The following is a 12191-nucleotide window of genomic DNA, read 5'->3' as shown; positions in this document are numbered from 1 at the left end:
CTGCCGCAGCCGCCCATGACAGTAGCATTCAAACATAAGGTCGTCGCCATGTTCGATTTTGCCCGTGCCCGCCGCACGATGGTCGATTGTCAGGTGCGAACCTTTGATGTGACAGACAGAGCGCTTCTTAGTGTTCTGGAGGATATTCCTCGCGAGCATTTTGTACCGGAAGATCGGAAAGTGCTCGCTTTTAGCGATCAGCACCTGGTTGTCTCGCATAATATTGAGCATGGTCGTTTTCTGCTCGCCCCCCTGATTTTTGCGCGCCTCGTGCAAGCGCTTGAACTTGTTGAAGGCGCACGCGTGCTCGATGTCGGTGCAGCTACCGGTTATGGATCTGCTGTTCTGGCACAGCTTGGTGCGAACGTCACAGCCCTGGAATCAGATGAAGCCATTGCGGAGCGGGCGCGGGAGCTCGCCGCAGAATTCGGGCAGGGGCGCATTAATGTCGTCGCTGGACCATTAGCGGCAGGTTATAAAGCTGATGCCCCTTATGATGCGATCATCATTAACGGTGCATTCGAAACAGCGCCAACGGCACTCATTGCCCAGCTTGCTGATAACGGTAAACTCGTTGGTATCGATTTCGATTCAGGGGCACCAAAAGCTGTATTGATTCAGCGCAGCGGCTTAGCGACAGGCTCGCGCACACTTTTTGATGCGCCCGCTCCCCTGCTTGAAGAATTCAGGGCGCCGGCCAAGTTCGTATTTTAAGAGGCGAAGGAGCGGCTTGAACGCATAACGTGTGCCATCGCACCGTTGTATCGCTCAAGCTGTGTTTCACACTTGTGCATTAAGATCGTCATCATTAACGGTAAGCTGGCGATGAAAAATCGCTCTTAGAGCCTGTACGTACAGAGTAAATGAGTGTGACAACGGTTGTGACTGGAGTGTCGTATTTATGATGCACCCGCGCCCAAACACCGTGTCGGCACCCAGATGCCAGGTTACAGCTTTGAATACGCAACATACAATGCACACTGCAGTTTGCAGGTGGTAGTTTGTTAAGAATGTTTAGATAAAGCGGTTCTATATGGCTACTTATGGGAATTCGGGAAGGTGAACGTGAAAAGCAACGGCAGAACCACCCGGGCGGCTTTTGTCGGCGGTTTTTTTCTGATCGGTACGGCTCTTTCCGCGCCAGCATCAGCGGAAACAATGGTCGATGCGCTGGCCAAGGCCTATGCCACCAACCCTACGCTGAATGCCCAGCGCGCAAGCCTGCGTGCTACTGACGAAAACGTACCGCAAGCTCTTTCTGGATATCGGCCAACTGTTAATGGTTCTGGCAGCGCATCTGTTGAACGCACGGATCGACGCATTCCAGGGGGCGTTGGTGGCACGGATACGTTGTATCCAAGCTCATTTGGCATCCAGCTTGACCAGAATATTTTCGATGGCAATCGCACACGCAACTCGGTTCGGGCTGCGGAAGCGCAAGTTCGCACAGGGCGCGAGCAACTCCGCAATTCTGAACAGGGTATCCTGCTAAACGGTGCGGCTGCGTACATGAATGTGTTACGTGATACTGCCGTGCTCAACCTGCAGCGTAACGATGTGGAAGTGCTTATCGAACAGCTGCGTCAAACCCGTGATCGCTTCACCGTTGGCGAGGTCACGCGTACAGACGTTGCACAGGCTGAGGCACAGCTTGCCAGCAGTCGCGCGCAGGAAAGCGTGGCGCAGGCCAATTTGCGCACCTCAATTGCAACTTACCGCCAGGTTATCGGCGACACACCAAACAAGCTTGGGCCAGGCGTTCCGGCTGAACGCTTCCTGCCGAAAACGCTGGAACAAGCGATTCGCATCGGGCTTGCCGAGCACCCTGCTATCGTTGCGGCCATGCACGGGGTGGATGTTGCAGAGTTTCAGGTAAAGGTGGTTGAAAGCGCTCTTTATCCGCAACTTGGTGTCAGCGCTGGCGTTTCACGAAACTTCGACGTCTCCGGTACGCGCAATAGTGTTGTGACTTCAGGTGCCGTTGTTGGCCAGCTGCGCATCCCGCTTTATGAGGGTGGCCTCGTTTACTCACAGACACGCCAGGCAAAGGAACAGGCCGGTCAACAGCGCCTGCAGGTTGATGTCACCCGCGATCAGGTCCAGCAGGCAATCGTATCGGCATGGGCCAACCTTGAAGCTGCCAAGCAGCGCATTACGGCGGCGCAAGCTGCTGTTAGCGCGAATGAAATCGCCCTTGCCGGCACACGCGAAGAAGCCAAGGTCGGCCAACGCACCACGCTTGACGTGTTAAACGCACAACAAACTTTGCTCGGCTCACGCGTACTTCTTGTTAGCGCTCAGCGCGACCGGATCGTTGCCTCATATGAAGTGCTGAACGCAATCGGCCGTTTGTCAGCTGAAACACTCGGGCTGAAGGTAGCCAGCTACGATGCGAAGCTTCATTTCCAGAAGGTTCGCAACAAGTGGATTGGCACAACAACACCTGATGGGCGTTGATCAACCGCGCTTTCCGGTGAGTTAGAATCATCTAACCAAGCGGGAGTTGTGCCACGCTTTGCTGGATAAGTTGAACACATGCGAAATGTGAAAAGCCACGGTTATGCCGTGGCTTTTCGTTTATGCACTGAAGGGCGCATGAAAAAAGAAGCGTGTATCGACAAGTATCAACGGTAATCTTTTGTTAACCTCTGTGCATCTGAATCAACGCGCGGTATTCTAGGGCGCTTTGATATTGATGCTATGGCTGCCTGAGGCTGTTTTGCTCTCAAATCCTAATGGTTGGCACCCATAGTATGAAGCTCAATGCATTCTAGTGGCATCACCTTTGCAATCGATTTATTTGACTGATTAGGACGATGCATGTTTTTCCGCGACGCTGTTTTGATGCGTCGCTTTCAATATTGGCGACAGAACGGACAGGTTGGTCGATGAGCGCAGCAAGCCAAAGGCCCCATACCTCATTGCGGGAAGCAGCAAAAACCAGCAATGATCGGGCGAGCGTTGAGCCGTCAATGGAAGAGATTCTAGCCTCGATTCGTCGCATTATTGCTGACGATCAAGCGCATCAGTCTCCACTGTCACATGCCGATTCCCTTACTTCAACGCTTGATGACAACATGGGTGCCATCACATTCGAAGTGAGCGCGTTTGAGGCCGCCAAGACCATTCCTGATGCGCTACCATTAGCAAAGGATAAGATTGATCGGGCGGGAACGCACGCCAATAAACAAGCTACCAAAACGGTTCCACTTCAGACCGAATTACCTGAAAATGTGGCGCAGGAACCTGCTGTAATGAAGCCAGCCGCTTCTCCGAATGCAGCATCACCTCAAGAGCCAGCACCTTCGGTGCATCGAGTTGATGATCGCCTGCTCTCGTCAGAAGCAGACGCCACTGCCGCATCGGCTTTCGAATCGCTATCCTCGCTGGTGCTGAGCCGCAACCCGCGTACGCTTGATGATTTAGTGCAGGATATGCTGCGCCCACTTCTCAAGTCGTGGCTTGATGATAATCTACCGCCACTGGTCGAGAAACTCGTACGCGCGGAGATTGAACGCATAACACGCACTAATCGCTAATGCGCTTTATGCTTCTCGCGGATGTGGAGTGTCAGCCTCTTCTTTTCCGGTAATTGCTCTGGCAGCCAGATCCAGCGCACCGCAGATGATGAAGTATACAAACGCCACGAAGAGAAAAATCTCAGCCGGGTAAACCATCGCCCGGTTGTTAACTTGCGTTGCGACAAAAGACAGTTCAGGCACGCCGATAACATACGCAAGCGATGTATCCTTGATCAGTGCCACCCACTGATTCACGAACGAAGGCGCCATCCGCCGCAGCGATTGCGGCAAAATGATCAGGCGTAATACACGCCAGCGCCCAAGTCCCAGTGCAATGCCTGCATCCCATTGCCCCTCGCCCACACTGCGCAGCCCCGCCGCAACACTATGCGCGAGATAAGCACCACCAATGAACGTTAGAGCGCAAACTACCGTTGTCAGTTCCGGCACTGAGAAGCCCAGCACGACAGGCAGCAGAAAATACGTCCAGAAGATCAGCATCAACACCGGGATAGCACGGAAAAATCCCAGGAAAAACACAAGCCCTGCCCGCACTACACCGCGTGCCAGGAACAGCCAAACTCCCAGCATAAGCCCCAACACCGCAGATCCAATGCCTGACAGTAAGCTCAGCCAGATTGTCAGTGCCGCCCCGCCAACGGGACCATCAGGCCACGCACCCCACAGCAGGTAAGGCAGGTTGTTCCACACCACCTCAAAGTTCATGACAGCGCCCCCCGGCCATACTTCTTTTCGCGCCGACGCTGTATAAGTTCGCCCACACCCTCGATCACGGCGATAGCAAAAATGTACAGCACAGTCGCAATGCCGAAGGCTTCAAATGTCTGAAATGTCTCCGTTTCCACCTGCCGCGATGCATAAGATAACTCGGCAACGCCTATCGCCATGGTCAAAGAAGAGTTCTTGATTGCATTCATATATTGCCCAAGCAAGGGTGCGAGGGCATGGCGTGCTGCTTGTGGAATCACGATCAGGAGAAATACCTGGGCTGGAGATAAGCCGACTGATAGCCCTCCCTCCCGCTGGCCAACAGGCACAGCGCGAAGTCCCGCACGAAACTCCTCGGCAATGAAAGCGGAGGTATAGAAAGTAAGCGCCAGAAAGCCCGCCCAGAACTCAAACGCTGGCAGCTTAAATGACAACCAGGTAGTCCCGGCAAAGGCGATTATTACCGTATGCGGGTTATTGAACCAGTCGAGTAATGGTGTCGGCAGAATTGATGATCCGGCAAAATACCAGAAAAATATCTGCACCAGCAGCGGCGTATTGCGGAAGATGCTAAGATAAATGCGGGCCGGCCAATTGAGTATGCGTAAGGGACTGATGCGCGCAGCACAAATCAGAAGTCCCCCAAAGGTTGCAGCAACACATGTGGCCGCCGATAGCAGCAGCGTGACCGCAAATCCCCATAGCAGCCAATCAACATATTTTGGCGCAAGACCCAGCAGCGATAGGCTCATCGTCAGTTACTCAATTCCCACGATGGACATATCATGCATTCCAAACTGGCATTCAGCCAAGCCATCATCCCGCCTGCTTAATGGGCAGTAGCCACAAGAACAACCGTGTGAGCAAATGTTGGTAAATGTCCCCGTTAGAAAAAACATCCGCACAAGAGAAATCGCGCGGATGCCATTAGCCGTGGATACCATTCGCATTGTCATGAGGATCATATCGTCTCATCAAGCGCTTATATAATCCGCATAGCCCACATCGATTCGCTATTAAGCAACCTACTTCTTCTCTTCGTCACCGATTTTGAACAGACGCGGCAGTGGCGTCTTGCTATTGGGGCCGAACCAGACATCATAAATTTCCTGGGCCTTACCCGATGCCTCAAGCTCCGTCAGCGCGGTATTGACGAACTCGACAAGCTTCGTCTCACCCTTTGGAATACCGACACCAATATAGTCGTTCGAAATAGTGAAAGCAGGAATTTCATAGTTTTCCTTATCGGGCACGTTAGCAAGCAGCCCAATAAGCTTTGGTCCATCCTGGGTTATCGCCTGTACGTTGCCATTGCGCAGCGCTGTGAAGGCAAATGGTGTATCGTCATATGAAATGATGGTAGCACCCGGAAAATCACGACGCAGCACGATCTCGTTGGTGGTGCCCTTATCTGCACCTATGCGCAAGCTGTTCAGCTGATCCGGTGAACTCAAAACACCCTTCTTCGCTAAAAACTGCTGGCCTGAAGAAAAATATGGCACGCTGAAATCTACCTGCTTCTTGCGCTCATCCGTAATGGTAAAATTCGCGAGCACCAGATCAACATTGCCAGATGACAGTAGCGGAATGCGATTGGCGGGGTTGGTGGGGCGCACTTCAAGTTTTACGCCAAGCTTATCCGCCAAAGCCTTGGCATAATCGACATCAAGCCCCACGATCTGTCGGGATTTCTCATCCACATAGCCAAACGGAGGATTGCTGTCGAATGCAGCAACACGCAATACGCCAGCCTTTTTGATGTCATCAAGACGATCAGCATGAGCCGCGCCACTGGCAAGCACTGCCGCCAGCAGAATAAAAGCGCCAAGTTTCATAGTGCCATCCTCAATTTGGCCCCACGCATGTGGAGGTCAGCAGGCGATTGCTGCTACAGAAATTATTACTCTATAAGCAAAGTAGAATAATAAAATAAAAAGTCAATGAAATTTCGTTAATTAAAATTAATTACATAAATTTTTGTTATTTTTAAAGTCGCTTATTCCTCAACCTTTTAGAAGGAAACGGGGTCGGCGCATTCTGCAGCCCTACATTATAAAAACATCTGCTCCAGGATCGGGGATGGGCTTGGGCGCCAGCCGTATCCACAACACGCGCCCGACTATCTCCAACGGTCGTACATGCGATACTGATGATGGCAGCCATTCTGGTAATGCCGTTAGTCGTCATGCTCTTCATGGGCATTGGCAACACCGCGCTTCCAATAGCCCGAGGCTTTCAACCACGCTTTTGGATGTTTATGGAAGCCAATGAACTGCTCGCGTAACCGCTTGGCTGTCAGAGATTCGCCAGCAATCCAAACGTAACCATCGCCTTCGGGTAACTGCAACGCAATAACTGCATCCATAAGCAGCGGATTGTCACCAGCTGTCAGCGCACCTCGGTGCAACCACTGCAGCGCTGTTCCAGAACGCCGGGGAAGATATTGCTCTTCTGCCGCATCAGCGATTTCCGCAATGACATGCACCCGCGCATCAGGCCGCAGTTCTTCCAATCGCCTAGCGATGGCAGGTAGGGCTGTTTCATCGCCTATGAACAGATACCAATCGAAATCATCAGGCACCATAAACGAGCCGCGCGGCCCCGCGATACCGATTGCATCGCCAGGCTTTGCCTTACGCGCCCAATCACTGGCAGGCCCTGTTTCATGAAGCGCGAAATCGATGTCCAGCTCACCTGCTGCAGCATCGTAACGACGCGGCGTATAATCGCGTGCAATCGGGCGAGCGTTTTCATCCACGAGCACCCGCCCCTCAGCGCTGAGCGTTGGTAGAATCGGCAAAGCCTCCCCTACACGGGGGAAGAACACCTTGACGTGATCGTCGTGCGCACCGCTGTGGAAACCCGCAAGCTCTTCACCAACAAGCGTAACGCGCACCATATTGGGGGTTAGCAATTGCACGGCCCTTACTGTGACAAGGCGAATGCGCAAGGTATGGCGCACACGTACCACAGCGTGGCGCTGATCATTTGGGCTCATAGGTCTCAGCCTCTCATATCACCAACATTAGCGCTCTAAACGGGCGATGAGGCTTGACGTATCCCAACGATTACCGCCCATACCCTGTACCTCTGAATAAAATTGATCTACCAGCGCTGTCAGTGGCAGATGTGATCCGTTGCGGCGGGCTTCTGCAAGACATATGCCCAGATCCTTGCGCATCCAGTCTACTGCAAAGCCAAAATCGAACGCCCCCTGTGCCATTGTAGAGGCGCGGTTTTCCATCTGCCAGGACTGCGCAGCACCCTTGGAGATTGTGTCGATGACTGCATCGATATCAAGTCCGGCGCGCTTGCCGAAATGCACTGCTTCCGCCAACCCCTGCACCACCCCGGCGATACAAATCTGGTTCATCATTTTGGCCAATTGCCCGCTGCCCACGGGACCAAGCAGCCGCACGGCCCGGGCGAATGCTGCAATTACCGGCTCAGCGCGCGCAAAATCGGCAGCCTCTCCACCGCACATGACAGTGAGCACGCCATTCTCAGCACCAGCCTGACCGCCTGAAACCGGCGCATCGATAAAGCCGAATCCACGTTGGGCAGCAATAATTGCAAGTTCACGCACAACCTCAGCAGAAGCCGTTGTATGATCCACAAACAGTGCTCCCGCCGCTATCCCCGCAAATGCACCCTGCTCGCCGATCGTAATCGCGCGCAAATCATCATCATTGCCAACACAGGAAAAGACGATATCGCGCCCTTGTGCTGCTTCGAAAGGCGTGTGCGCCGCACGACCACCATTGACTGCTACCCATGCCTCGGCCTTGGCAAGCGTGCGGTTATAAACAACGACATCATGTCCCGCTGCCTGAAGATGGCGCGCCATCGGCGCCCCCATCACACCAAGGCCCAGAAAGGCAACCTTTGCCGGATAAGCCGCTGCCACGCCATGAGTGAGTGTTTCCTGCGACATTGTTCCTGTTCCCATCATTCTGGAGGTATGGTTATGATAGACGTATTATCATCAATCACTTGTATCCGGCATACGTCCGTGCTTCCAAGGACACTGGAGTAGCCGCAATCTTGCGCCTGAACCATAGCCGGATTATCACGCTCGTGTCATCGCTGGTTTGCCTGAAGGCCCGCCAGAGAGGATCAGAACAGCTACGACTGCAAGTCAATAACCAACTGGATACAATGACCATGGGCACGCAAGAACTGACAACCGATATTATTCGCGCAGCCCTTGCATCGATTCCAGGCCCCGATGGACGCACGCCACTGCCTCGTTCCGGTAGCCTTTCGGAGATTGTTGTCCATAAAGGTAAGGTTTATTTTGCCATCCACGTTGAGGCAGCGCGCGCCGCGCAGCTAGAGCCTCTGCGGCTTGCGGCAGAAAACATTGTGCGTGGCATCCCCGGCGTTGAAGGCGTTATCGTTTCGCTGACTGACGAAAAGCCGGCAGGGGCAACTGCATCAACCGATAATCGCCAACCCGGGCCACGCGCCCGCGCCGCAACAACAAAGGCGGGCGTGCCAGGTGTGAAGCACATCATCGCCGTCGCGAGCGGTAAGGGCGGCGTTGGCAAATCAACGACCGCTGCAAATCTCGCACTGGCGCTTTCACAGCTCGGCCATAAGGTCGGGCTGATGGATGCGGATATCTATGGCCCCTCCTTGCCGAAATTATTCGGTCTCTCGGATAAAAAGCCGGAATCCGAAGGGCGCACACTCAAGCCGCTTACGGCTTATGGTCTCAAGCTGATGTCAATCGGATTTCTGGTTGATCAGGAAGCCGCGATGATCTGGCGCGGGCCAATGGTGATGTCAGCCCTGCAGCAGATACTGCGTGAGGTTGCGTGGGGGGAACTCGACATTCTCGTCGTCGATATGCCGCCCGGCACAGGTGACGCCCAGCTCACCATGGCGCAGTCCGTGCCACTATCGGGTGCCGTCATCGTCTCGACGCCTCAGGACCTCGCACTGATCGATGCACGCCGCGGCGTGACTATGTTCGAGCAGGTGGCAGTACCGGTGCTGGGTGTGATTGAAAACATGTCGTATTTCATCTGCCCGCATTGCAGCACGCGCTCGGACATCTTCGGTCACGGCGGGGCTTGCACGGAGGCCCACCGCCGCGGCGTGCCATTCCTGGGTGAAATCGCACTCGATATGACAATCCGCGAGACATCTGATGCAGGCAAGCCAATCGTAGCGACTGCGCCTGAAGGCCCCCATGCGCAAGCCTATCTGGCGATTGCAAAACAAGTCGCTGAAAGCTTGGCAGCCCCTCAGCGCCAACCGCCCCGCATTGTGATCGAAAGATAACCCAAGCCTGCTACAGAAGCGCTCATGGGATGACAACAGGATAACGAAAATGGCAAATCACTGGCCGGAAGAGCTACGCCTATCTCGCGACAAGACGATGCTGACAGTCACCTTCCCGGACATTGTGTTTCAGCTACCGGCTGAATATTTGCGGGTATCCAGCCCCTCGGCGGAAGTACGGGGCCACGGACCGGGACAGGCCATAACAGTTTCCGGCAAGCGCAACGTCGCGATTCTTGCCATAGAACCTGTTGGTCGCTATGCCGTAAAACTCATTTTCGACGACCTGCATGCCAGCGGCATCTACACCTGGAATTACCTCCACGAGCTGGGGCAGGATCAAAAAACACGTTGGGAATCCTATATTGCAGAAATTACCAACAAAAATCTGTCACGGGATCCACCTGCTTGCGGTTGAATTACCCCCTCGCAGGCATAAGAGGCCAATTTGACTTATTTCGCATACGCACAGCCACTTTGCGTGGGTAACGGCAATGCAACAAAATGAAGTTCATGCCAAATATGCCGATCAACTCGTCAAACCGTTCATAAAAAACGCAAAAAAAGCAACAATAAACAACGTTGTCGGATGGCTATAACATCGCTATATAGACGCAGCCATGGAATGGTCCTGGTGCTATCGAATGTGAAGAGCATTAGCTACGCATGTCTGATACACTGATTGATGAAGGTTATCGTCCCACTGAAGACGAGCCTTTTATGAATGAACGGCAGCGCGAGTATTTTCGACGCAAGCTGATTACGTGGAAAGAAGATATCCTGCGCGAGAGCCGGGATACACTTGCTGCATTGCAAAACGAGAATGAAAACCATCCCGACATTGCTGATCGTGCTTCTTCGGAAACAGATCGCTCTATCGAGTTGCGTGCTCGCGACCGCCAACGCAAGCTGATCTCAAAGATCGACGCGGCTTTGGATCGGGTTGAGGATGGTACATATGGCTATTGCGAGGAAACGGGCGAGCCTATCACGCTCAAACGCCTCGAAGCCCGCCCCATCGCGACACTGTCGATTGAAGCGCAGGAGCGTCACGAACGGCATGAACGCGTCCATCGCGACGAATAGCGGTTTCTGATCGAAGTGCGATCAAAATCCAATAATTTTAGAGCGGATTGCATTATCTCAAATGATGCAGTTCGCTCTAAAAAATTATATGATACATCTTGCTCTAACGCCCTCCGTGCCAACAAATGCCATCAAGGCCAGGCCAATGTCAGGGATAGCATGCGTGGAGAGCGCTTATGACAATCTCAAAAACGTCTTCGGCCAAGCTGGCACATGCAATGATTCGCGTGCTTGATGAGGAACGCTCACTTACGTTCTATGAAAAGGCTTTTGGCCTTTTACCAGTCGAGCGTCTTGCCTTTGATGATTTCACTCTGATTTATCTGCGTAATGAAGCTACGGCATTCGAGCTGGAGCTCACAGTCAATCACGATCGCACTGAGCCTTATGCACTCGGCGATGGCTATGGCCACCTGGCAGTTACGGTTGCTCATCTGGAAAATGAGCGCGCGCGGCAGGAAGCAGCGGACCTCGCGCCTGGCCCCATCCGCTCACTCATGCACAATGGCAAGCTGTTGGCGCGCTTCTTCTTCATTCAAGATCCGGATGGATACAAAATTGAAGTGATCGAGCGCGCTGGGCGCTTCGCCTGAGTTAGGCGGCCCGCCAATCCCCTAATACTGCCTGCACCACCGCAAGGGCGGCGACAGCAGCGGTATCAGCCCGTAAAATACGTGGCCCTAGTGAGAGCTGTAACGTATTGGGGTGCGCCAAAAGAAGCGTACGTTCTGTTTCGTCAAACCCACCTTCGGGGCCAATCAAGACAGCAATGCCCTGCGCCATTCTATCTTTTGGTATGCTAGCAAGCGCTGCGATACAATCTGCCATCGGCGCGCCCTCATCACAGAACACCAGCAAACGTCCTGGCTCTAGCTGAGCAACAGCATCAGCCAAACGGACGGGCTCTCGCACCGATGGCACCGCCAGAATCCCACACTGTTCGGCTGCCTCGATGGCATTGGCCTCCATGCGCTCCAGATTAACGCGCGATACCTGCGTGCGACGCGTTAAAACCGGCGCGAGCGTACCCACCCCCATTTCAACAGCTTTCTGCACCATGTAATCGATCCGCGCATGTTTGAGCGGCGCGAAAAAATAAATAACATCGGGGGTTTCGGGCTGCGAGCGCACCTGCCGTTCCGGAATCAGATGGCCAACTTTGCGACCATGCCGTCCCACACGTGCCAGCCATTCGCCATCATTACCATTGAAGATAAGCACAGCGTCGCCATCGCCAAGTCGCAATACATTGCCAAGATAGTTACCTTGAGCCTTATCAAGCGCAATCGCTTCATTAGCGCGGACTGGAACAGCCACAAACAACCGTGGCGCTGAAAAATCATATTCGCTCACAATATTCCTCAACCAGACAGCAGCACGGCCATAGAAAAACAGACAATGGGATATGCAGACCATAGCCCCTCGCGTCCATTGGGTGTAAGAAACCATAGGCGCTCGCGCAAGAGTGTATTGTCATATGCCACGCGTAACCTATGTTATAGGCAATTCCCTCTATAAGGGAAACCGGTGTTCAAAAGGGCCATGCGGGATAGCAATACCTGTTGA

At 53.5% G+C, this 12191-nt stretch carries 13 protein-coding genes; 7 read left to right on the top strand and 6 right to left on the bottom strand.

The genetic code is table 11. The features are described 5' to 3' along the window. Positions 1 to 15 precede the first annotated feature (15 nt). The 3 genes from VRZ32_RS00475 to VRZ32_RS00465 all read left to right on the top strand — a co-directional run bounded on the left by VRZ32_RS00475 (position 16) and on the right by VRZ32_RS00465 (position 3539). Entirely contained in the window at positions 16 to 714 is a 699-nt protein-coding gene (locus VRZ32_RS00475; RefSeq protein ID WP_414523484.1) for a protein-L-isoaspartate O-methyltransferase family protein, read from the top strand. A 351-nt stretch (positions 715 to 1065) separates the two neighbouring features. Continuing rightward, on the top strand, positions 1066 to 2457 hold the full coding sequence (locus VRZ32_RS00470) for a TolC family outer membrane protein (RefSeq protein ID WP_414523483.1): 1392 nt from the start codon (positions 1066 to 1068) through the stop codon (positions 2455 to 2457). A gap of 431 nt (positions 2458 to 2888) precedes the next feature. Continuing rightward, entirely contained in the window at positions 2889 to 3539 is a 651-nt protein-coding gene (locus VRZ32_RS00465; protein WP_414523482.1) for a PopZ family protein, read from the top strand. A 6-nt stretch (positions 3540 to 3545) separates the two neighbouring features. Here the strand turns inward: VRZ32_RS00465 and VRZ32_RS00460 are convergent, their stop codons facing one another. From VRZ32_RS00460 to VRZ32_RS00440, 5 genes are all read right to left on the bottom strand, one after another. After that, positions 3546 to 4247, bottom strand: a complete 702-nt coding sequence (locus VRZ32_RS00460; RefSeq protein WP_414523481.1) for an amino acid ABC transporter permease — start codon at positions 4245 to 4247, stop codon at positions 3546 to 3548. Then, positions 4244 to 5002: an amino acid ABC transporter permease gene (locus VRZ32_RS00455; RefSeq protein ID WP_414523480.1), complete on the bottom strand. Its 759-nt coding sequence runs from the start codon at positions 5000 to 5002 to the stop codon at positions 4244 to 4246. Before VRZ32_RS00455 ends, VRZ32_RS00460 begins: the two co-directional genes overlap by 4 nt. 273 nt (positions 5003 to 5275) lie before the next feature. Next, a complete protein-coding gene (locus tag VRZ32_RS00450; RefSeq protein ID WP_414523479.1) occupies positions 5276 to 6085 on the bottom strand; it encodes an ABC transporter substrate-binding protein in 810 nt (269 codons plus the stop codon). Positions 6086 to 6426: 341 nt separating this feature from the next. Then, positions 6427 to 7248 (bottom strand): siderophore-interacting protein, encoded by an 822-nt coding sequence (locus VRZ32_RS00445; RefSeq protein ID WP_414523478.1) that lies wholly within the window; start codon positions 7246 to 7248, stop codon positions 6427 to 6429. 27 nt (positions 7249 to 7275) lie between these two features. Beyond that, positions 7276 to 8184: an NAD(P)-dependent oxidoreductase gene (locus VRZ32_RS00440; RefSeq protein ID WP_414523477.1), complete on the bottom strand. Its 909-nt coding sequence runs from the start codon at positions 8182 to 8184 to the stop codon at positions 7276 to 7278. A 230-nt stretch (positions 8185 to 8414) separates the two neighbouring features. Between VRZ32_RS00440 and VRZ32_RS00435 the strand changes: the two genes are divergently transcribed. From VRZ32_RS00435 to VRZ32_RS00420, 4 genes are all read left to right on the top strand, one after another. Beyond that, a complete protein-coding gene (locus VRZ32_RS00435; RefSeq protein ID WP_414524990.1) occupies positions 8415 to 9539 on the top strand; it encodes a P-loop NTPase in 1125 nt (374 codons plus the stop codon). Positions 9540 to 9588: 49 nt separating this feature from the next. Then, positions 9589 to 9957, top strand: coding sequence for a gamma-butyrobetaine hydroxylase-like domain-containing protein (locus tag VRZ32_RS00430; RefSeq protein ID WP_414523476.1), 369 nt, complete (start codon positions 9589 to 9591; stop codon positions 9955 to 9957). A 248-nt stretch (positions 9958 to 10205) separates the two neighbouring features. Next, positions 10206 to 10625: an RNA polymerase-binding protein DksA gene (dksA, locus tag VRZ32_RS00425; protein ID WP_414523475.1), complete on the top strand. Its 420-nt coding sequence runs from the start codon at positions 10206 to 10208 to the stop codon at positions 10623 to 10625. A 176-nt stretch (positions 10626 to 10801) separates the two neighbouring features. After that, positions 10802 to 11218 (top strand): VOC family protein, encoded by a 417-nt coding sequence (locus VRZ32_RS00420; RefSeq protein ID WP_414523474.1) that lies wholly within the window; start codon positions 10802 to 10804, stop codon positions 11216 to 11218. 1 nt (position 11219) lies between these two features. On the opposite strand, the gene VRZ32_RS00415 is transcribed toward VRZ32_RS00420, so the two are convergent. Further along, complete coding sequence (locus tag VRZ32_RS00415) at positions 11220 to 11978, bottom strand: 16S rRNA (uracil(1498)-N(3))-methyltransferase (protein WP_414523473.1); 759 nt, start codon at positions 11976 to 11978, stop codon at positions 11220 to 11222. Between the last annotated feature and the right edge of the window lie 213 nt (positions 11979 to 12191).

The organism is Pseudochelatococcus sp. G4_1912, from assembly GCF_047501465.1.
Lineage (GTDB): Bacteria > Pseudomonadota > Alphaproteobacteria > Rhizobiales > Beijerinckiaceae > Pseudochelatococcus.
This window is presented reverse-complemented; position numbering and strand designations above follow the sequence as displayed.

Excerpts from the sequence above, each read along its gene's own strand:
- VRZ32_RS00475 (WP_414523484.1), top strand. The coding sequence starts at position 16 with ATGACAGTAGCATTCAAACATAAGGTCGTCGCCATGTTCGATTTTGCC.
- VRZ32_RS00465 (WP_414523482.1), top strand. The coding sequence starts at position 2,889 with ATGAGCGCAGCAAGCCAAAGGCCCCATACCTCATTGCGGGAAGCAGCA.
- VRZ32_RS00460 (WP_414523481.1), bottom strand. The coding sequence starts at position 4,247 with ATGAACTTTGAGGTGGTGTGGAACAACCTGCCTTACCTGCTGTGGGGT.
- VRZ32_RS00455 (WP_414523480.1), bottom strand. The coding sequence starts at position 5,002 with ATGAGCCTATCGCTGCTGGGTCTTGCGCCAAAATATGTTGATTGGCTG.
- VRZ32_RS00450 (WP_414523479.1), bottom strand. The coding sequence starts at position 6,085 with ATGAAACTTGGCGCTTTTATTCTGCTGGCGGCAGTGCTTGCCAGTGGC.
- VRZ32_RS00445 (WP_414523478.1), bottom strand. The coding sequence starts at position 7,248 with ATGAGCCCAAATGATCAGCGCCACGCTGTGGTACGTGTGCGCCATACC.
- VRZ32_RS00440 (WP_414523477.1), bottom strand. The coding sequence starts at position 8,184 with ATGTCGCAGGAAACACTCACTCATGGCGTGGCAGCGGCTTATCCGGCA.
- VRZ32_RS00435 (WP_414524990.1), top strand. The coding sequence starts at position 8,415 with ATGGGCACGCAAGAACTGACAACCGATATTATTCGCGCAGCCCTTGCA.
- VRZ32_RS00430 (WP_414523476.1), top strand. The coding sequence starts at position 9,589 with ATGGCAAATCACTGGCCGGAAGAGCTACGCCTATCTCGCGACAAGACG.
- dksA (WP_414523475.1), top strand. The coding sequence starts at position 10,206 with ATGTCTGATACACTGATTGATGAAGGTTATCGTCCCACTGAAGACGAG.
- VRZ32_RS00420 (WP_414523474.1), top strand. The coding sequence starts at position 10,802 with ATGACAATCTCAAAAACGTCTTCGGCCAAGCTGGCACATGCAATGATT.